The sequence below is a fragment of the Actinospica sp. genome, assembly GCF_035552695.1.
GTDB lineage: Bacteria > Actinomycetota > Actinomycetes > Streptomycetales > Catenulisporaceae > Actinospica.
In genome coordinates this window covers 1-20526 of the sequence record NZ_DASZKT010000006.1, presented here as the reverse complement: position 1 = coordinate 20526, position 20526 = coordinate 1, and the positions used below count along the sequence as shown (strand labels likewise).

At 68.4% G+C, this 20526-nt stretch carries 17 protein-coding genes; 3 read left to right on the top strand and 14 right to left on the bottom strand.

The features are described from left to right. Positions 1–23: 23 nt before the first annotated feature. Positions 24–1727 carry a serine/threonine-protein kinase gene (locus VG296_RS00750; RefSeq protein WP_325561909.1) on the bottom strand — a complete coding sequence of 568 codons (1704 nt, stop codon included), beginning with the start codon at positions 1725–1727 and terminating at the stop codon, positions 24–26. Between the two features lie 114 nt (positions 1728–1841). On the opposite strand from VG296_RS00750, the gene VG296_RS00745 reads away from it, so the two are divergent. Beyond that, on the top strand, positions 1842–2636 hold the full coding sequence (locus tag VG296_RS00745; protein ID WP_325561907.1) for an FHA domain-containing protein: 795 nt from the start codon (positions 1842–1844) through the stop codon (positions 2634–2636). Between the two features lie 115 nt (positions 2637–2751). Here the strand turns inward: VG296_RS00745 and VG296_RS00740 are convergent, their stop codons facing one another. The 3 genes from VG296_RS00740 to VG296_RS00730 are packed head-to-tail and all read right to left on the bottom strand — an operon-like array spanning position 2752 to position 5835. After that, positions 2752–4215, bottom strand: a complete 1464-nt coding sequence (locus VG296_RS00740; RefSeq protein WP_325561906.1) for a hypothetical protein — start codon at positions 4213–4215, stop codon at positions 2752–2754. Next, positions 4212–5156, bottom strand: a complete 945-nt coding sequence (locus VG296_RS00735) for a protein phosphatase 2C domain-containing protein (RefSeq protein WP_325561904.1) — start codon at positions 5154–5156, stop codon at positions 4212–4214. Before VG296_RS00735 ends, VG296_RS00740 begins: the two co-directional genes overlap by 4 nt. A 1-nt stretch (position 5157) precedes the next feature. After that, positions 5158–5835 carry a hypothetical protein gene (locus VG296_RS00730; protein ID WP_325561902.1) on the bottom strand — a complete coding sequence of 226 codons (678 nt, stop codon included), beginning with the start codon at positions 5833–5835 and terminating at the stop codon, positions 5158–5160. 133 nt (positions 5836–5968) lie between these two features. Here VG296_RS00730 and VG296_RS00725 point away from each other — a divergent pair, with 133 nt between their 5' ends. Next, a complete protein-coding gene (locus tag VG296_RS00725; RefSeq protein WP_325561900.1) occupies positions 5969–6907 on the top strand; it encodes a hypothetical protein in 939 nt (312 codons plus the stop codon). Positions 6908–7296: 389 nt separating this feature from the next. On the opposite strand, the gene VG296_RS00720 is transcribed toward VG296_RS00725, so the two are convergent. The 10 genes from VG296_RS00720 to VG296_RS00675 form a co-directional block, all read right to left on the bottom strand. Then, complete coding sequence (locus VG296_RS00720; RefSeq protein ID WP_325561898.1) at positions 7297–7524, bottom strand: hypothetical protein; 228 nt, start codon at positions 7522–7524, stop codon at positions 7297–7299. A gap of 75 nt (positions 7525–7599) precedes the next feature. Then, a complete protein-coding gene (locus VG296_RS00715) occupies positions 7600–8928 on the bottom strand; it encodes an Nramp family divalent metal transporter (protein ID WP_325561896.1) in 1329 nt (442 codons plus the stop codon). Positions 8929–9030: 102 nt separating this feature from the next. After that, the gene (gene groL, locus VG296_RS00710; RefSeq protein ID WP_325561895.1) at positions 9031–10680 is read right to left on the bottom strand and encodes a chaperonin GroEL; all 1650 of its coding nucleotides are present in this window, start codon (positions 10678–10680) and stop codon (positions 9031–9033) included. Between the two features lie 67 nt (positions 10681–10747). Continuing rightward, positions 10748–11773 (bottom strand): NAD(P)-dependent alcohol dehydrogenase, encoded by a 1026-nt coding sequence (locus tag VG296_RS00705; RefSeq protein ID WP_325561894.1) that lies wholly within the window; start codon positions 11771–11773, stop codon positions 10748–10750. Further along, the gene (locus tag VG296_RS00700) at positions 11770–12495 is read right to left on the bottom strand and encodes an iron-sulfur cluster assembly protein (protein ID WP_325561893.1); all 726 of its coding nucleotides are present in this window, start codon (positions 12493–12495) and stop codon (positions 11770–11772) included. The genes VG296_RS00705 and VG296_RS00700 overlap by 4 nt, the downstream gene beginning before the upstream one ends. Beyond that, positions 12492–13502, bottom strand: a complete 1011-nt coding sequence (locus VG296_RS00695) for an amidohydrolase family protein (protein ID WP_325561891.1) — start codon at positions 13500–13502, stop codon at positions 12492–12494. Before VG296_RS00695 ends, VG296_RS00700 begins: the two co-directional genes overlap by 4 nt. A gap of 122 nt (positions 13503–13624) precedes the next feature. Then, positions 13625–13981, bottom strand: coding sequence for a propane 2-monooxygenase effector subunit MimD (mimD, locus tag VG296_RS00690; RefSeq protein WP_325561889.1), 357 nt, complete (start codon positions 13979–13981; stop codon positions 13625–13627). After that, positions 13978–15084: an aromatic/alkene monooxygenase hydroxylase subunit beta gene (locus tag VG296_RS00685; protein WP_325561887.1), complete on the bottom strand. Its 1107-nt coding sequence runs from the start codon at positions 15082–15084 to the stop codon at positions 13978–13980. Before VG296_RS00685 ends, mimD begins: the two co-directional genes overlap by 4 nt. 55 nt (positions 15085–15139) lie before the next feature. Then, positions 15140–16192, bottom strand: a complete 1053-nt coding sequence (locus tag VG296_RS00680) for an FAD-binding oxidoreductase (RefSeq protein WP_325561885.1) — start codon at positions 16190–16192, stop codon at positions 15140–15142. 82 nt (positions 16193–16274) lie between these two features. After that, complete coding sequence (locus tag VG296_RS00675; protein ID WP_325561883.1) at positions 16275–17915, bottom strand: hypothetical protein; 1641 nt, start codon at positions 17913–17915, stop codon at positions 16275–16277. Positions 17916–18193: 278 nt separating this feature from the next. On the opposite strand from VG296_RS00675, the gene VG296_RS00670 reads away from it, so the two are divergent. After that, complete coding sequence (locus VG296_RS00670) at positions 18194–20014, top strand: sigma-54-dependent Fis family transcriptional regulator (RefSeq protein ID WP_325561881.1); 1821 nt, start codon at positions 18194–18196, stop codon at positions 20012–20014. Positions 20015–20526: the final 512 nt, after the last annotated feature.

Below are 20526 nucleotides of genomic sequence, written 5' to 3'. Positions count from 1 at the left end.
TTGACCTGCGAGGATGTCGGGCCTCAGTTCACCTCGACGGGGGTGGATCCGCTCATCCGGAACTTGTTCCCGCAGTCGACCGAGCCGGGGCTGTTCGTGTCCCAGACGCAGATGTACATCGTGTACCCCTGGCCCGAGATGAAGTTCGTCTTCTTGGCGCCGTACGACTGGGAGAACCCGTACTGGACCCCGTCGCTGCGGTGCAGAACGGCGTCGCAGGTCTGGTAGAGCGAGGTGTTGACCACTCCCGCCAGGTTGCCGGTGCCGTCGCTGTCCAGCCAGGCCGAACAGCCCGCGCCGCCGCCGATCTGCACGTCCTCGTCCGCCTCGGAACCGCTGACCTGTTCCGAGTCGTCGGCGCCGCTCACTCCGTTGATCGAGGACGCGGTCATGGGGACGGTGGCCTTCGTGGTGGCGCTGGTGGTCGTGCCGCCGTTCGATGTCGTGGTGGTGCCGGAACCGCTCGGCGGGGTGGTCTCGTCGGTCGTGCCGGTGCTCGGGGTGGTCGCCGTGGCGGTGGTGGAGGCGGTGCCGGAAGCCGAGTGGCTCGGCTGCGCCGAGGAGGTCAGTGTCGCCGTCTTGGCCGCCGACATCGCGTTGTACGTCGTCGAGGCGGACGGCGGTGCTCCGGAGTGCGCGGACGATATGGACGGCACAAGCAGATAGGCGACGACACCGCCGACCGTGATCACCACCGCGACCGGCACGACGACGAGCTTCCTGTGGGACTTCGTCCGCTTGGGCTCGGCCTGCTCGGAGTTGGCCTGCCCGGCATTGGACGCCTCGGACTTCTCAGGCGGCTCGGGCACGAATTCGTCCGGCGGCGGGGTCGTCTCGAGCTTGCCGACAGGCGTCGCGGCGAACGTCCGGCGCACCTCGATCCGCTCCGCGATCTGAGTCGGCCACGACGGATCCGCGGCCGGCAGGTGCATCCGGGCCAGTTCCTCCAGCGCTGCCGCGGTGGGCCGCGCGTCGGGTGAGGCGGTGAGACAGGACTCGATGATGTCGGCCAGATCGGCGTCCACGGCGCGCATCGCCTCGACGTCGGGCACGACGCCGGGCGTGCGCCCCGAAGCCGCGTACACCATCAGGGCGCCGAGCGCGTACACGTCCGCGGGCGAGTCCACGTTCTCGTCCCCGGCGTCCTGCTCCGGCGCCGTGAATCCGCGCGTGCCGTAGCTTCCCCCGCTCTTCGTGAGCCGCGCCTGATCGGCTGCGCGCGCGATCCCGAAATCGATCAGCTTGACGCCGTCGCGCACGAGCATGACGTTGGCGGGCTTGAGATCCCGGTGCACGATGCCCACCTCGTGCACGGCGTGCAGCCGCGCGGCGGTCTCGGCCAACAGCAGCCAAAGCGTCTCGGCGGGCAGCGGACCGTGCAGCCGAACCGCCTCGTCCACAGTGAGCCCGGGCACGTACTCGGCGGCGAACCAGGGCCGTGGCACGGTCCCGTCGGTCGCCAGCACGCTCGGGGCCACGCCGACCGGAACCCGGTACAGGATGCCGACCTCACGTTGGAAACGCTCCACCGAGACCAGTCGCGGCCGCACCCGCTTGACGGCGACGTAGCCGGCTCCGGTGGTCCCGAGGTAGACCTCTCCCATGCCGCCGGTGCCCAGCACGCCGATGATGGTGAACTGGCCGATCTCGCGGGGGTCGTCCGGGCCGAGCGGCTCGGCTATGGTGCGGGTCAACGGCACGTCGCTCGGCATCCCGGTGGCGTTCACGCGCGGCAGCGTATCGATGGGCGGCGGTGCGGCGCAATTGCAGCAGAACTCTGCGAGGACCGGTCCCCGCGGGACGCTCCTAGACTGCCGGAAGCTGAACGGAGGTACGTGAAAATGCCGTACGGGAACTTTCCCCCGCAGATACTGCCGCCGGGCAGTCCGTCCGACAAGGTGCCCACGGCGCCGCCCGGCACGATCTTCGTGCTCGGCCCGGAGGGCGGGTACGCGGTACCGGCCAGCAGGTACACGCTGCTGTTCGGGCGCGACCGCGAGGACGTGCACGTGCCGGTCGGCGTCGACGACCCGACCGTCAGCCGCCGCCACGGTGTGTTCACCTGCACCGGGCCGGAGGGCGATTGGTGGATGCGCAACACCGGCAGACTGCCGATCGAGCTGCCGGACGGCGCGCTGATGCTCGCCGGGCACAAGCGGATCATCGAACCCGGATACACGCCGCTGGTGATCAACTCGTCCAAGCAGCGTTCGCATCTGGTCGAGGTGCGCCTGGTCGACACGGAGGACCGGCGGCCGCGCTCCAGCACCGGGGAGGACACGGTGGACCCCGAGACGGTCTACGAGCTCTCCCCGCAGGAGCGGCTCGTGCTCACCGCGCTCGCCAAGCGCTACCTGGACGGCGATGACCACTACCCGCTCCCGCTGACCTGGGACGACACCGCCGAGATCGTCAACGCCTCGCCGTACGCGACGAAGCGCTGGACGAACCGGACGGTCGCGAACACGGTCGAGGACGTGCGTGAGCGGCTGCACCGACGCGGCATCCGTGGTCTGATGCGCGACGAGGTCGGCGTGAACGTAGGCGCGACGCTCAGCGTCAATCTGATCCGCGAACTGCTCAAGACCGCGACGATCAGCGCGCAGGACCTGCTGCTGCTCGGGGAGTCGGACTGACTGTCGCAGTGTGACTGTCGGACCGACCGTCGCAGTACGTGAAGCAGTGTGGTCGCCGTCAATCCTCGACAGCGACCACACTGCTTCTTCGGCTCTTCGGTTTCTCGCTATCGCGTCAGGGGTTTTTCGCCTGGTAACGCACGACGGCCTTCCATGCGCAGATGACGACGATGGCCGCGGATCCGCCGAAACTGAGGACGTATCCCGACATGGGATGCACGTCGAAGACGGAGAACTCGCTTTCGAGCCGTTGGTATCCGGCGGCAAAGCAGCAGAACGAGACGAAGCCCAGGATCGAACCGCATACGTTGCCCAGGTACTCGTCGCTGGCGAGGCAGAGCAGTCCGACGACGGCCAGCCAGAACGCCTTCACGAACAACGACAGGGTCAGCGCGTCCGCCGCGTGAAACCGCAGTTGATCGCCGTTCGACGTGCTGATCCACGGCATCCAGTTGTACGCCGCGACGAGGGCGAGTCCGACGAAGAACGCGAGACCGGAGCGGAGTTCGCCCTGCGGGTCGGAATTGTTCCTGGTTTTCGTCGTCGAGGTGCTCGCGGGAACCGCCGCGGCGGCGACCGGCGTGGGCGTCTTCGCAGCGGACGTCTTCGATCCGGGCACCACTGCGGGAGTCGGAGTCGGAGTCGGCTTCCGCGCTGTGGTGGGTGTGGCCGCCGTGGCGGGCGTGGTCGCTGCCTTCGATGCGGCCACGGCCAAGGCATCCGCCCACGCCACGGGTGTCGGACGGAGCTGGGAATTCGTGTCGAGGCTCGCTCGGGCCAGGTCTTGGATGCGCGTTCCGAGGACGGCGAGCGCGTCGGGGTCCGTCGCGGACTGGTCGCGGGCGAACAGGCGGATCGCGAGCAGACCGAACTTGTACATGTCGCTCTCGCGCGTCGCCTTCTCCTCGTCGTCCGGGACCTGCCAGTCGGGCGTCTCCGCCTGCGGCAGCACGCTCGCGCCGCGCAGTCGCATCGCGTCGCAGTCGATGAGGAAGCATTCAGGCCGCTGACCGGGCGTGTTGTCCAGCGTGAACAGCAGGTTCTTCGGCGAGAGGTCGCCGACCGCGATGCCGAGTCGATGCAGCCGGGTGAGCATGTCGGCCAGATCGGCGAGCAGCAGAACCCTGTCCTTGTCGCTGACTCTCAGCCCGATCCCGGCGACGTACGCGTCCTCGTTGAGCAGGAATTCGACGGTCGCCAGACGCCGCGCTCCGCTGCTCTTGGCGGTCAGCCCCGGCACGAGGATCCGGAAGCGGTCGGGCACCGCACGCATCAGGAATCCCTGTGCCTGGCCGCTTTCCTCGACCACGGCCGCGGGCCACGCCGCCTTTTCGCACAGCCAGCGGCCCTGGGCGGCGTCCAGCGCGTCGAGCAGCGCCACGAGCGAGCCGAGAGCGGCGCTGTCGAGCTTCGGCTGCATCGCGGCGTTGTACTCCTTGTAGACCACGCTCCACGCTTCGCCGGTCTCGTTGATGCGCCTGTTGGTCACGTGGTGCACGGTGCCCTGACCGCCCTGACCGAGCCTGTCGCCGAGGTTGAGACCGGCGAGATGCACGGTCCGTGTCCGCGTCGCGGTCATCGCCGCTCCCCCGGGCGCGTCGGCCACATGGCCAGCAGAGTTCGATCGTCGTCGAACGTCTCCCGGGAGAAATCCAGCACGTGGGCGAACCAGAGCAGCGCCGGCGGACTGCTCAGCTGCTCCGCGAACAACGCGCCGAACTGGCCGTCACCGTCACCGAGCGGGTCGCCGAAGCCGTCTGTGCCGACGAGCAGCGTGTCCAGCTCCGAGAGCTGCACCTGCGTGCGCTCCAGTTCCGCGGGAAGTTGCGGCAGCGCGGCGACCCTGTTCGACACGAATCGCTTGCCGGAGCCGGTCTTCGAGGAGAACAGCGGCGTGTACAGCTCCGCGTCGTACGGCGCGCGGGTGCGGTCCAGCACCCAGGCGCCGGAATCCCCGACGCGGCACACGTCGACCAGGACGACGCCGTCCGCCATCGGCTGGACGATGCCGGTCACCAGCGTCGTCGCGAACAGGTCCGAGATCTCCCTGATGCCCGGGGATTCGTTGGGCTGCATGCCGAGGCGCCACTGCGTGAGCTCGGTCAGCCGTGCGACCGCGCGGAGAACGACGGCGCCGAGGTCGATCGGGCGGTTGCGCTCGAGCTGGTCGATGAGCGTCTCGATCGCGGAGCGGCAGGCCTCGCGCGACCCGTACTCGGAATGCACGGCGCCTGATACGCCGTCGGCCACCGCGAACACGAGGGTTCCGGTGCGCTCGTGGACTGTGGCGCGCACGCAGTCCTGGCGCGGCTTCGCGCGCCGGGGCCAACGGTGGCTGTCCCCGCGGACCGAGGCGGCGCGCAGGGTGAAGCGATCGGTTGACCAGCCCTCGCATTCGGTGTCGGGAACGTCGTACGCGCTCTGCCTGGGCGGTCCCGGCTCGAACGCGACCGAGGGCGGCTGCACCGCGATCCGGGTCCAGCCGCCTGTCGCCTGGCCCGACAGCTGCTTCGGTGCCATCTCAGACCTCGTCGATCGCCATGGTGAACTGGTCCGGCCGGTTGATTACGAGTGTCGGGTTCACCGAGTTGAGCGCCTGACTCGACTCGACCAGGCTCGACACGAGCGCGGCGAAGAACTCCGAGATGGCGGCTCCGATGTTCACGCCGGGTTTGGCCACGAATGCGAACTGGTCGTTCGTCGCGACGTCCACCATGGTCGCGGGCTTCGCGTCGCCGATGCCGCAGGCGATGATGTTCGGCGCGGCCGGGGTCTGCGCCTTGTCGACGAGCGTCGCGTGTGTGCTGCGCCAGCCGTTCCCGTCGGTCGGCTGGCCGTCGCTCATGAAGAAGACGACCGGGCGGTGCACCTTGTAGCCCTGACCGCGCAGCCACTGCACGTCGGCGGGGATCCGGTAGAGCAGGTCGCTGAAGACCGCGCCGTAGTTCGTCACTCCCCTGATGATGACCTGCGGCACGGTCGTCTCGGTGCGCATGTCGGCGATGGCCAGCCGCACCTGGACGTCTTCGGAGAAGCCGAGCACGGCCAGCCGCAGCTTCGCCGCGATCATCGGCTCCGCGCGCAGGGATTCGCACAGGGAGAGCAGCCCGTCGGACAGTTCCCTGCGATACGGGCCCATCGAACCCGACTCGTCGGCGAGCACGTAAGCGGGGAGCAGCACGCCCTTGACGTCCGGCATCGGTCCGCGCCTCCATTCGTGGCTTGTGGTCGTGGCTTGTGGCGATCGTTGCTCGGAGGTTAGGTCGCGCCGCTCAGGACCGGTCCCCGAATCCGGGCTCTAACGTCCGTGGCACGTCGGCGGAGGAGCCCTGATGAACAAGATCAGCAACAAGAGGCGCACGAGCGACCTGCCGCAGCCACCCGATTTTCCGCTCTGGCAAGGCATCCCGCGGATGGTGCCGCCGCCCTTCGGCCCGCCGCGCCTGCCGCTCGTGCCCGCCGAGCCGTTGCCCGCCGCGCTCAGCACGGCGCAGGCGGCCGCGCCAGCGACATCGACAGCGACAGTACGAGCGGCGGGGCTAGCGGCAGGTCTGGCTGCGGGGCCGGCGACACCCGCGAGCACGCCGACCGCGTGGTACTCCCCCGCGCCGATCCCCACTCCGATTCCCGCCGCGAACCTGACCCCGAACTACCGCAGACCACCGATACACGCCACGCCGCCCCCGGCCCGCCCCGCGCCGTTCCCCGTCGTCCGCACCGCCATCCTCCTCGGCCTGGCACTGCTCGCGGCTGCGGCCACGTACACCGCGCTGCACCGCGCGTCGTCCCCCGCGCCGACCGCCGACCCCTTCGCCGAAGCCGTTTCCGCACTGGCGAACGAACCGGTGATCCACTACGTCAGCGCCCAGACTGATATATACGTCACCGCCGACGGCGAGGAAGTGGGTACCTCGACTCGCGGCGGCGAAAGAATCAACATCCTGGTCGTCGGCGGCGCGATGTACTACGAACCCGTGAACTTCCAGAACGACTGGACGCCGACCCCCAACGACCTCGACACACCCCCGCCGCGCTCTCTCGCCGCCCAGCTTCGCAGCGCCCTGCCCGGCACCCACGAGCACCCCACGTCCGTCAACGGCGTCCCCGCCCTCGCGGCCGACACCAACGCCGGCGAACTCTACGTCTCAGCCACGTCCCCGTACCGCGTCCTGCGCATAGATTCACTCACCCTCGCACCCATGACCACGGCCGACGACAAGCAGGTCTACGCTCAAGTGATCAAGGATGTCCGACAACTCGCCGCGGAGTAGCCTGATGGCCCCCGCCGATGCCGAGCTCGCGCCTGATCTCCTCGGCGAACCAATTGGTGCGGACCAGCTCGCCCACCGGGACGCCGCGAGCCCTCTCGCTCCGCGCGGCGCGCTCCTCGCGCTGCGGGAGTCAGGGATGCGGCTGCGACGGATCGAGCGCACGAACCGCCCGGCGTGCGCTCGCCCAGGTCGGCCGACAGGTCGCGCAGCCTGCGTCGTCCAGGCACCGTTCGGGTGGGCAGTGACGCCGACGATGTGCACATGCCGGTACGCACCTCCATCACGAATATCACATAGAGCCTACGTAGGTTGATAGTGTCGACGTGGAAGAAGTCCATCGGCGTCCCGGACTCCCAACTCGATTGGCGCGCATAGCGACCCTGGTCATCTCAGGTGGCCGCGAAGGCAGCCAGGCCGAGGACCGCGAGGATCACACTCACCCGCAGCGCGAGGGATGCGTGGGTGCTCCACCAGCGCACTCGGATCATCGCTGAGGCCGGGATCAGGCTCCAGTCCACCCGGCGTAGCGCGGCCCTGTAGAAAGCCATGAACACGGCGCCCAGTCCGCCGGCCATGGCCATCGGGCCGGCGATCGAGTGGAGCGTCGTCGCATCCATCGGAGTCTCCCATTTGTATTTGTCTGCCGTATTTGTCTGCGCGGGGTTGTTGCGGGCTTTCGGACGCTGTTGTGCTCAGCTTGTGGCGAACTGCTGGTAGATCAGGAAGCCGTTGAGCGCGGTGATCACGATGGCGCAGGTCCAGGCGAGGACGGTCGTGAGACGGTGGTTGACGTGGACGCCCATGACGTCGCGTCGGGAGGTCAGGGTGACCAGGGGCACCAACGCGAGGGGAATGCCGAAGGAGAGCACGACCTGGCTCAAGACGAGGGCGCTTGTGGGGTTGAGGCCGGCCGCGAGGACCGCGATCGCTGGGGACATGGTCAGCGCGCGGCGAAGTGACACGGGAATCCGGATGTTGATGAAGCCGGCCATGACGACCTGGCCGGCGTAGGTGCCGACGCTTGAGGACGAGGTGCCGGAGGCGAGCAGCGCGACGGCGAACGCGAGCGCCGCGGTGCCGCCGACGAGGTGGCCCAACTCCTGGTGAGCTTGTTGGATGGTGTTCAGGCCGGAGAGCGCCGGGGTGTGGAAGAGCTTGGCCGCGACGGCGAGCATGGCCATGTTCGCGAGGCCGGCGAGTCCGAGCGCGATGATCACGTCGAGCCGTTCGAAGCGCAGGACTTGCCGCCGCTCGGCATCGTCGCTGCACGGCACCCGGCCCTTGGTCAGCTCGGAGTGCAGGTAGATGACGTGCGGCATCACGGTGGCGCCGATGATGCCGACCGCGAGGTAGAGCGAGCCGGCGCCGTTGAAGCCCGGAAGCAGTCCGCGCAACGACTCGTGCACCGACGGGCCGATGCGCAGCGTCTCGAACAGAAAGCCGGCGAAGACGATTCCCAGCAGCGCGGTGACGGCGAGCTCGAATCCGCGGTGGCCGCGCATCTGCAACCCGAGGATCGCGAACGCGATCACACCCGTGATCAGACCGGCCGGGAGCATCGGCACGCCGAAGAGCAGGTTCAGCCCGAGCGCGGCGCCGAGAAACTCGGCGATATCGGTGGACATCGCCATCACCTCGGCCTGCACCCACATGGCCCGGGTCACCGCTCGGGGGTAGCGTTCGCGGACCAGCTCGGGAAGGCTGCGGTCGGTCGCGATCCCGAGCTTGGCCGAGAGGTACTGGATCAGCATCGCCATCAGGTTCGCGGCCAGCACGACCCACAACAGCAGGTAGCCGTACGCAGCTCCGCCCTGCATGTTGGTCGCGAAGTTCCCGGGATCGACATACGCGATCGACGCGATGAACGCCGGGCCGAGCATCGACAGGGTGGCCCGCAGCCGGCCCTTGGCCAGCAGTTGCTCGAGCGCGCCGGGGGCGCCGGAATTCGGCGGTGCGCTCGCGTCGGTCGCGGTCGCGCCCGTGGCGACAACGGATGCGGGCCTGACAGACGCCTCCCTCACCGTGCGGCGAGGGGCCCCGCGCCCACCCTGGGGCCGGGGGCGTTTCGAGCTGGCCATGTACACGCCCCGGCCCCTTTCTGCGATCTTCCTTCGGCGGGTCGGTCAGTAGATGTTCGACGGCCGGACCATGCCCTCGGCCAGGTCGCCGAAGTCGGGGGCCACGATCGCGCCCGGATTCTGGATGATCTCCTCGACCACCAGCGTCTCGGTGGTGAGCAGCAGCGCCGCGATGGACGCCGCGCTCTGCAGCGCGGAGCGGGTCACCTTCAACGGATCGACCACGCCGAGGGAGAACAGATCGCCGTACTCCCCGCTGAGCGCGTTGAACCCGTGGCCCGCGGGCAGCGAGGCGACCCGGTCGAGGACCTCCTGGCCGTCGTAGCCGGCGTTGATCGAGATCCAGCGCAGCGGCTCGCCGAGCGCGCGACGGACGATGTCCCGCCCCGCGGACGCGTCGCCGGTCAGCTCGAGCCGGTCCAGCGCCGCCTCGCACTGTGCCAGCGCGGTTCCTCCGCCGGCGACGATTCCTTCCTCGATGGCCGCGCGGGTGGCGGACAGCGAGTCCTCGACGCGGTGCTGCTTCTCCTTGAGCTCCACTCCGGTGGCCGCGCCGACGTGGATGACGGCGACGCTGCCGGACAGGCGGGCGATGCGCAGCTGGAGGTTGTCCTGGTCGTGCTCGTTCTCGGCCCGCTCGAGCTCGCGCTTGATCTGCTCGATGCGCGCCGACATCGCCTCGACCGAACCGGCTCCGCCGACGAGTGTGGTGCTGGACTCGGTGACCGTAATCCTGCGGCAACACCCGAGCTGGTCCAACCGCACCGCCTCCAGGCTCAGGCCCGCGTCCCCGGTGACGACCTGCCCGCCGGTGAAGACGGCGAGGTCCTCGAGCTCTGCGACACGCCGGTGGCCGAAGCCCGGCGCCCGCACCACCACCGACTTGAAGGTCTCGTGCACGTTGTTCGCCACCAGCATGCCCAGGGCCGGGCCATCGACCGTCTCGGCCAGGATCACCAGCGGACGTCCGCTGCGGGTGACCTTTTCGAGCAGCGGCATCAGCGTCTGGACTTTCGAGATCTTCTCGTTGGTGAACAGGATGTAGGGGTTTTCGAAGACCGTCTCCATCCGCTCCCTGTCGGTCGCCATGTAGGGCGAGATGTAGCCGTGGTCGAACTCCACCCCGTCCACGAAGCTCACGTCGAGGCCGAAGGACGGGGACTCCTCCACCGTCACGACGCCGCTGCGCCCCACGCGGCCCATCGCGGCGGCGATAGTCTCGCCGATCTCGGCGTCGTTGTTGGCCGACAGGGTCGCGACGTGCGCGAGATCGGCCGGGCCGGACAGCTGTCTGGTCCCGTCCTGCAGTTCGGAGACCACGGCGGCGACCGCCTGCTCGATGCCCCCTTTGAGGAGCATCGGGTTCGCTCCGGCGTCCACCGCGCGCAAGCCTTCGCGCACGAGCGCCTGGGCGAGCACCGTGGCGGTGGTCGTGCCGTCCCCGGCGACTCCGTTGGTCTTGTTGGCCACCTCCTTGACCAGCTGGGCACCCATGTTGGCGAACGGGTCGCGCAGCTGGATCTCGCGGGCGATGGTGACGCCGTCGTTGGTGATGGTCGGCGGCCCGGTCAGCTTCTCGATGACGGCGTTGCGCCCCTTGGGCCCCAGCGTCACCTTGACGGCGTCCGCGAGCGCGTTCACGCCCGCTTCGAGGAGCCGGCGCGCCTCGACGTTGAAACGCAGATCCTTTGCCATCTGCTGTCACTGCCCTTCTGGCTGGTGGTGAGTGTGCCGCCGCGAACGTCGCGAACGGACGGCCGTGTCAGGGGACGAGGATCGCCCGGCCGCGGACCCGGCCCTGATCGAGGTCTTCGAGGGCCTTGGCGTAGTCGCGGAGGGGGTAGGTCGAGGTGTGCAGGGAGACCTTGCCCTGGGCGGCCAGCACCATGAGTTCGGCGAGGTCGTTGTAGGAGCCGACCAGGTTTCCGACGAAGTTGATCTCGGTGGAGATGATGTCGATCGTGGGCACCTGGAGCGTGCCGCCGTAGCCGACCACGTAGTAGCTCCCGGCCCTGCGCAGCATGCGGACGCCGTCCTCGATCGCGCCGCCCTCGCCGACGAAGTCGATGACCGCCTCGGCACCGTGGCCGCCCGTGAGGTCGAGTACGGCCTCCACCTGCGTGCCGTCCGCGCGGACGAGGTGCTCGGCGCCCAGTCGTTCGACCAGGGCGAGGGCGTCCCGGGAACGGTCGACGACGATGATCTCGGCCGAACCGAGTGCGCGCAGCACCTGTACGCCGATATGGCCGAGGCCTCCGGCGCCGATCACGACGACCTTCTCCCCCGGCCGCAACAGCTTGGCCGCCTTGCGTGCGGCGTGATACGCCGTCAGTCCCGCGTCGGCCAGCGCGGCCACGTCAGCAGGCTGCAGCGACGCGTCGAGCTTGACCACCGCACGGGCGTTGGTCCTGACCAGTTCGGCATAGCCGCCGTCGCTGTCGATTCCGGGGAACGTCGATCGGGCGCAGTGCACGTCGTCGCCGTCCCGGCAGGCCCGGCACAGCCCGCAGGTGGCGAGCGGGTGCAGGATCACCGGGTCGCCGACCTCGATGCCGGTGACCGCCGATCCCACCTCGTGCACCCAGCCGGCGTTCTCGTGCCCGAGGGTGTAGGGCAGCTCGACTCCGGACTTCTGCTGCCACTGCCCTTCGATGATGTGCAGGTCGGTGCGGCACACCCCGGCTCCCCCGACGCGGACCACCACGTCCAGCGCGGAGGTGGCCTCCGGGTCCGGGACCTCGACCAGTTCCGGCGCGTTGTCGTACTTGCCGAGTTGAACCGCCTTCATCGTGCGTCCTCCTTCGGGACTCGTGTTCCGTAGCGGGTTTCCAGCAGACCTCGGCAGAAGTGCGCGTTGCCGTCTACGCTGACGCGCACGGCCTGTGCGAACCGTAGGCGGGCGGGCAGCTTCTCGGCGGAGACCGGGTCGCCGTGGTCGTCCACGAAGAGACGGGCGTCAGGCCCGGTCGCCAGGCCGAGGTCGGCTCGGCGGCGCAGCAGGCTCTCCGCGTCCGGGCCGTCGCAGAGGTCGGACAGCGTCGCCCGCGCCAGGCGCTCGATCTGCCAGCCGTCCTGGATGAGCTGTCGGCAGGCCCGTTCCAGGCAGGCGAGGTGCGCCTTGCGCTGGAAGGTGAGCCGCAGATCGGCGAGCTCCCCGCCGGCCTGCCGCGGGAAGGTCTTCGCAAAGCCCTGCTCCGCCGCTGCTCCGGCGTTGATCTCCTCGGCGGCGAAGTGGTCCTCCAGCCTGATCTCGACCCCGGTCACCGCGTCGACCCCGCGCACCGCGTCGTGCGCGTCGGCCACCATCAGATAGGCGAAGTTCGGCGCGCAGAAATACGTCGGCAACCGCAGCCGGACCAGGGCCGTGCACGCGGACGAGCTCTCCTCGCGCACACGCACCTCGGTCACGAAGCCCAGATCGGTGATCGGCTGGTCCAACTCCGGGTCGAGCACCGTGCCCAGCGCGTCCCACACCAGCACGTCGACCGAGGTCCGGGTGGCGGTGGTCATGCCGGCACTCGATCGGTCGAGGAGGACGCGGAGGCCTCGGCGGGGACCTTGAGGTCGTAGAGCTTGGCCGCGTTCAGGCCGAGGATCTTGCGCTTGACGTCCGGGGTCAGCACGCCGTACTCGGACTGCATGTCCTGCGGGATCTGGAAGTCGACGAACTGCTCCACCAGCCACTTCGGGTGCCAGATCGCGTAGTCGCTGCCGAACAGGATCCGGTCCTCGTCCAGCCAGTACAGCAGTTCGCCGATGATCTGGGCGAAGTACCGCGGCCGGCTGTGCATGAAGGGGATCGCCACGGCGAGTCCGCCGTAGACGTTGGGCTCCTGCGTGCCGATCCAGCAGAAGTCCTCGAGCCGGGGAAGGCCGACGTGCTCGATGATGAAGTTCAGACCCGGGAACGCCGTCGCCACGTCGTCCACATCGGCGACGTCGAAGGCGTCCCGGTTGAGCGGGTAGACCGTCGGGCCCTTGTGGATGTGGATGTTCCTGATCCCCAGCTCCTCGCACTTGGCCAGGTAGCGGCAGGACCACTCGTCCGTGAGCTTCCAGCCCTTGGAGTCGCCCTTCCATTCGGCGGTGTAGAGCTTTACGCCCTTCACCTCCCTGGCCGCGGCCAGCGCCTCCAGCCTCTCGAGTCCGGCCTCGCCGTAGCGCGGATCCCACGCCTCGTTGAGAACGAGCTTGTCAGGGTACTGTCCGCAGAGCGCGAGCGCCGCGTCCCTGCGGTGGAACCCGTGGGTGTAGAAGTCGCTCAGGTAGGCCGGCTGGAAGATCGCCGTGTCCACGTAGCCGGTCTCGAACAGGTCGTGAACGAAGTCGGCCTCGGAGTACTTCATGAACTTCTCCAGCGGCCACACCCACTCCGCGGGGCTGAGGTTGCGGTGGTAGTCGTAGAAGCACTCGATGAAACCCTTGCCGTACCGGTTGGCCTGGTTCTGCGGACTGCCGTCCCACAGCGCCACGTGGCCGTCGACGATGAAGTAGTTCTCGCCGTCCTTGCTGTACATGTGTCTACCTCGGTTTCTGGTGAGCGCAGGCGCGCGATCCCGGTACGGGCAGTGCGAAGCGGGTCGCCCCCGCGCTCGCACTGCCCGAAGCGCCCCGCGATGTTCGGGGGCGGTCGACGGTGCTACTGAACGGGCTGGAGGTCGAAGTCGATGTACTCGGCCGCTTCCTCGGGGCTGGAGAACAGCATGGTCTTGTCGTCGAAGTGGACCATCCGGCCGTAGTGGGTCGACATGATCTCTTCGAAGTCGGTCTGGTCGAACTCGTAGCCGATCGCCTCGGTGATCTCGGCGAAGTCGAACAGCAGGCTCCCCTTGCCGTCGACGCGGATCATCGAGGGGAACTCCTCGACGGACACGCCGGGCTTGGTCCGCATGACCTCCGCCACGACGTAGCCGTTCTGGTTGTTCATCAGGGTCACACCGCACATGTTCGAGAAGCTGCGGTCGACGTCGAACTTCCGGTGCGTTTCGGCGGTCACTGGGTCAGCCCCTTCGGCTCGGAGAGGTTCAGATCGGACAGCAGGCTGCGGAAACCGCTCACGGCGCCGGCCCAGGAGTCGGCGAAGGTGACCACCTTCTCGTGCGGCTGCGACCAGATCGGCTGCAGCTCGTGCGCCGCCCGGACACTCAGCGGGACCCAGTTCTCCAGCCAGCCCTGCAGCACGTCCCGGTTGTGCTCGCCGTGGGTGTCGTCCGCGGTGAGCAGGCGGAACAGCACCCGGGTGTAGCGCAGGTCGCGGTCGTAGTCGTTCTCGCCGGCGCCGACCAGCGACGGCGTGACATAGTCGCCGTTGCGCGCGGAGATCTGCATCACCAAGTGGCTGCGGAACAGCACGCCGACCAGGGATTCGAAGACCACGTTGGCCGCGAACAGCGACTCCGCCCAGTCGCCGATGGCGGTGAGCCGCTCGACGTTCTCCCGGACGCCCTGCCAGACCGGGTCGCCGTGCCAGGCCTGCCTGTGCACCGCCCCGTCGAACGCGAGGTCCGACTCGGACAGGTCGAGGTTGTACAGCGCCAGGTCCTGAGCGAACCGCAGCTTGTGCGCGCTGTTCACCGCGATCGCGTTGTTGATCATGTTGGTGGGTGCGGAACGCTGCTCGGAGAGGAAGACGTGCATACCGAGCCCGTGCTCGGCGTGCATCCACGCGCCCAGGTGCCGCTCGATGAACCTCACCCAGCTCGACGACCAGCTGTGGTACGCGCCGGCCTTCTTCGCGTTCTCGAGGTTCAGCTGGATCTGCCGGACGATGTTGGAGTTGTTCCGGAAGATCGTCTGCTCCCACTCCTCGTTGGGGTCGAGGAAGCGGTGCCAGTCGCCGGACCGCAGCAGGGTCCAGTCCTTGGGGTAACCGCCGGGGCCGTCGCCGAAGCCGTAGATCCAGCCCTGGGTGAGGTGGCGCTCCGGGTCGGGCTGCACGTCGAACGTCACGTCCTCGTACATCGTCGCCCGCAGCTTCTGCGGCGTGAAGTAGTTGTACGAGCGGCTCTTGGAGCTGGGGAACTCGCGCAGGCCCGCTTCCGCGCCCGTGAATTCCATCCGGGGGAAGCTTCGCGCCTCGGTCTTTTCCGCATTGGCCATGAGCGCACACCTTTCTGTGTCTCGCTGGTGGTGAAGGGGACCCGCCGACGGACCGTCAGTCCTCGGCGGCGGCGGTGATGGTGAACTTGTCGAAGAAGATCTGCTCTTCGGGCACGCCCAGGCCTGCCAGCAGCGGCAGAGCGGCGTCGATCATCGGCGGCGGACCGCAGAGGTAGAGGTCGCAGTCGGACAGGTTCCGCTCCCGCCGGACGAGGGCCTCCGTGACCAGACCGGTCTCCCCCTGCCGTCCCTCGCCCGGCCAGCCCTGCGGCCAGGAGTCGGAAAGGCAGGGCACGAACCGGAAGCCGGGCAGCCGCTCCGCGAGCCGCGCGAGTTCCTCGAGATGGAAGAGGTCGCGTTCGGTGCGGGCGCCGTAGTAGTAGACCGCCTCACGCTCGTTCCCGCTCTCCGCCATCTGGCGCAGCAGCGACAGGATGGGGGCCATCCCGGCACCCCCTCCGACGAAGACCAGCCGGCGGTCGGAGCTGACCCGCAGGGTGAAGCTGCCGAACGGGCCGTTGACCTGGAGCGGGTCTCCGGCGCCCAGCCCGCCCTCGAGAAGGCCGGAGAACCTGCCGCCCGGGTAGCGCTTGATGATGAACTCGAGGAACCCCTCGGCGGCGGAGATGTTCGCCATCGAGAATGAACGGTGCTCGCCGGTGCCGGGAATGGTGATGTCAACGTACTGACCGGGGTGGAAGCGGAACGCGGACTCCGCGGGCAGATTCAGGCGCAGCAGCGAGATGTCGTGCGTGAGGTCCCGCAGCGAGTCGACCTCGGTCGGCACCGTGATCACCGGCAGACCGGACCTGATCATGTCCTCGTCGTAGTTGACGAGTTCGATCTCCACATCGGTGTAGGCGTGCGACCGGCACAGCAGCACGTAGCCCTCGTCGCTCTCGTAATCCGCCAGCGCGAATGTGGAGTAGCGGCCCATCTGGATCTCGCCGTCCAGGAGGAAGGACTTGCACGCCGAGCACTGGCCCTCCTTGCAGCCGTGGATCAGCATGACGCCCTGTCGGAACGCGGCGTTGAGCACCGTCTCGTCCTCAGCGGCCTCGATCTCAATGCCTATCGGTTCGAATCGCACCTTGTGGGTGTCGGCCATGACGCCACTCCTTGGTGGTGTGGGGCTCCCGTCGCGGCGCGGCCGCACGCCGGCGCCGCGACGGGAGCTGATCTGATCGGCGTCAGGCCGCCGAGGTGACGTTCGGGTTGGCCTTGTAGGCCGCGACGTGCGCCTCGCGCTCCGCGTCGGACATCTGGTTCAGCAGCACATTGGGACTGGCGAACGGGATGCCGCGCACGTCGTCGAGCGTCCACAGCTTCTTCGGGTCGTCCAGATCCAGGTGGGGCTGCGGGATGAGGGTCCTGCCGTCGTCGCGGACGTAGCCGAGGTCGGTGATGATGTCGGCCAGGTCCTGTCCGTGGTACAGGGTCTCCCACTCGCGCTTGCCCGTCAGCCGGCCCATGTTCGGGGTCGGGGTGCCCTCGTACTCGGGGCGGAAGGCGACCTTGTCGGTCCAGGCGCAGGTTTCCGAGCAGTAGGTCCGCCACTGGCCGTCGACCTTGTCCACCACCATGTCGGAGCGGATCAGGCACGGCACCATGCAGCTCCAGCACCGGTGCGGGTACTCGTAGCCGACGTTCTCGAACGCGATGGGCTTGTTGCGGCCGGGGTAGCGCAGCCGGTTGTACTCCTCCCACCAGCGGCCGAACTGGTTGTACCAGCCCGGGTACTTGGACTCGAACCACTCGAAGTCCTCGTCGGTCATCGGGTCGATGCGCCAGTAGTTGACCGGCCATCCGGTGCTGAAGAACTGGGCGACCCGGTGCACGTAGTGCTGGTTGTAGATCCGGTCCCAGGCCTTTTCGACGAGGTCGTGCGGGATCGTCAGACCGTACTTCTCCAGTGGGATCAGGTAGCTGCGGTAGTAGTCGTCGTAGATCCAGCGACGCCACATCTCGGCATAGCTGTCGCGGTCCTTGCGACGGTCCTTGGTGCCGTACTCGATGAAGGTGCCGATCGCGGCGTCCACGACGCAGTGGTTGTTCCACCACGCGTAGCGCAGGTCGCGCTCGAGCAGCTTGCGGTTGTCCTCGTCCGCCAGCGCCATCAACAGGATCGAGTAGCCGTTGGAGATGTGCCGGGACTCGTCGGACTGCACCGAGTGGAACACCGTGGGCAGCAGGTAGTCGCCGTTCGCGGCCGCCTCGGACGGCATGGCGACGAACAGGGTGTTGGTGAACGCCGTCTCGGCGACCACGGTCAGGTAGATGTTGGCGGCGGTGATCGCGTCGCCGGTGATGAATCCCTCGCCGAACTGCCGGCCGATCGTGCCGCAATAGCTGTTCGAGAAGGCCTTCTCCGTGATGTCGAACCCGGCCGGGTCGATGTAGTGGTTCATGTACATGCGCTTGAGGTTCATCTGGATCGTCGAGTGCCTGACCTCGTCGATCATCTGCACCGCGAGGCCGTTGTGGATCTCGGGGTTGGGGACGGCGTCGATGGCCATCGGCATCGCCCGCGCGGCCGAGATCTCCGGGAAGGGGATGATGGACAGGAACAGCTTCTGCCATTCCATCCAGCGCTCCTGGACCTGCCGGAACATGTTGCCCCGGATGGCGCCGTCCATCGCGCCGAAGACCCGGTTGTCCTTCTCCTCCTCCATCGGGAAGTAGGACCGAAGGATCTGCTTGAGCGGGTCCTTCTTCGGCGCCTTCTCGAAGGTGTAGTCGGTGCCGAACCGCTTCGCCGGGGTGGCGAAGGTCGGCTCCCAGGACAGCTCGGTGATCTTCTTGTGCGCCTTGCTCAGACTCTGTCGGCTCATTCCATGCCTCCTTTGCAGGGGTGCTGCGAAGCTCCGGCGCTCCGCGACCGCGCCTCGGCGACGCCCGGTTCACCCGCTTGTCACCCGGGGCGTCCGCCGCGGTCGCCCAAGCTCCCGCGACGACGTCCCAGTGCCCTAAATCACAAGGCATCTGGCGTCGGAGTGCGGTCTCAATATGAGACAATCCGGAGGCATCCCCCGCTGCTAGCCTGGTTAACATCACGGACACGTGCCCGACACGCCCCTTGGGCACGTCACGATCCGGCCAGGGAGACACGATGCTGAGAGCCTCCGACGCTCCGCAGCCACCTGAAGCGCTGTCTGCACGGCCGGATGCGCTCGCGACCGCGCGGGAGAGGTTCCTGACGGCGGGCACGGTCGACTCGGACGAGGTGCGCGAGACGATCGCGGCCTCGTGGTGGCGGTCGAGGACCTGGAACGTCGCCGCCGACCACGTCCGGCTGGCCTACGACAAGGACCCGAACCTCGAGACGCCGCTGATGCACGGCGCCGCCCCGATCCTCAAGCGGCTGCGGGAACAGTTGAGCGATGAGGCGGTGAGCATCATCCTCACCGACGCCCACGGCGTGGTTCTGGACCGGCGCACCGGCGACGACCGGCTCAAGCTCCACCTCGACCGGGTGCAGCTCGCCCCCGGCTTCAGCTACGCGGAGCAATCCGTGGGAACCAACGGAATCGGCACGGCCCTCGAAGGCGGCCGGGCCATCGGCGTGTTCGGGCACGAACACTATGCGGAGAACCTCGAAGACCTCGGCTGCGCCGGGGTGCCGGTGCGCCACCCGGTCTCCGGCCTCGTGCTCGGTGTGCTCGACCTGACCTGTTGGAGCCGCGACGCCGGACCCCTGCTGCTGGCGCTGGCCAAGACCACGGCCGGGCACATCGAGCGAGAACTGACGACGTTGACCGGGCTGCGCGAGTTCGCGCTGTTCCACGAGTACTTGCGGGCCTGCCGGCACAGCAACGGCATCGTGTTCGCACTCAACAACGACGTCGTCATGATGAACGATCACGCCCGCCAGGTGCTCGCGCCCCAAGACCAGGCCGCGCTGCTCGAAGCCGCGGCCGAGGCGATGTACGGCAGCAGGCGCGCCGCCCTCGACCTGGACTTGCCCAGCGGCGCGAAGGCGCGGATCTACTGCGCTCCCGTGCATACCGATGCGGGCCCCGCCGGCGGCGTGGTCCGGGTGCGGCTCACCGACTCCGCCGACGGCCAACCGACCTGGCGGCCGGCCTCCCGTCCCCTGCTGCCGGGCACCGCCGGATCGGGTGCGCTGTGGCAGCGGGCATGTGACGAGGTGTCCGAGCACTACCGCAGCGGCGAGTGGATCACCGTGCAGGGCGAGACGGGGGTCGGCAAAACCGCGCTGCTGCGCGCCGTGTGCCGAAGCCACGACCCTGCCGGCCGCTTCCGGGTGCTGGACGCGGCCGAACCGAACGACTCGGGAGATTTCCTGGCCCGCGTGCAGCACGAGCTCGAGGAGAACGACGGTGGACTGGTGCTCCGGCACATCGACCGGCTGCCCCCCGAAAGCAGCCGTGCCCTGGCCGAACTCCTGCACCGGCAACGCGCTTCGGCCGATCAGATCGGGCGGCACCGGTGGGTGGCGGCCACCCATCGGCCCCTCGGCCCCGACGACGACCTCACCGGCCTGCTGCACGCCTTCCCCGGATCGGTGGAGGTCCCGCCACTACGCCACCACGTCGAGGACATCCGCGAGCTCGTCCCGTTCCTACTCGTTCAGCTGACCTCGCACGGAACGCTGCTGTGCTCCCCCGCCGCGATGCAACTGCTGATGCGCGCCAAGTGGCCCGGCAACATCGCGCAGCTGCGCCAGGTCCTGAGCAAGGTGGTGCAGCACCGCCGGTCCGGCGTCATCGAACCAAGCGACCTACCGCCGGAGCTCCGGACGGTGGCCCGGCGGGTGCTCAACCCGCTGGAGTCCATGGAACGCGACGCGATCGTGAGTGGCCTGCTGGACGCCCAGGGCAACAAGAACGAGGCGGCGCGAGCGCTCGGCGTCTCCCGCGCCACGATCTACCGCAAGATCCGCGAATACGGCATCGACATCCCGCCGTAGTCGAGACGGCGTGCGGCGCCGAGCCGCTCGCACCGATCGCCGCCCGCGATCAACTGAATCAGAATCCTGGACCGCCAGAAAAGCCTCGACTCCCTGGTGGGTATGGCCACTGCGATGCGCTCATCCGTCTTTCACTGCGCTCGCCATGGCGCGGTGGATGCGCGCACGATGACTTCGACCGGGCTGCTGACGATCTCGGTGATGTCGTCCGCGGGCGCGTCACGGCCCGACTGGCACCGGTTTTCGGTTACACCGAGTACCAGTCTCCGACTTGTTCGAACGACCGCACTCCGCCGGCGACGCGGTCGCGCGCGCAGCCGAGAAGCCCGGCACCCGTGGCGAATCCGCCCTCGAACTTCGACTGCTCCCCGCATCCAGCTTCGCAGCCTCGGTTCCAGGCCGCCGACAGCGCGAGATTGTCCGCCTGGCGGTCGGAAGCCCGACCATCGGTCTGATTCTGGGACCATTGTAAGGTCCGTACCACTAGGGGAGTCCTAATGGCCTACAGCTCC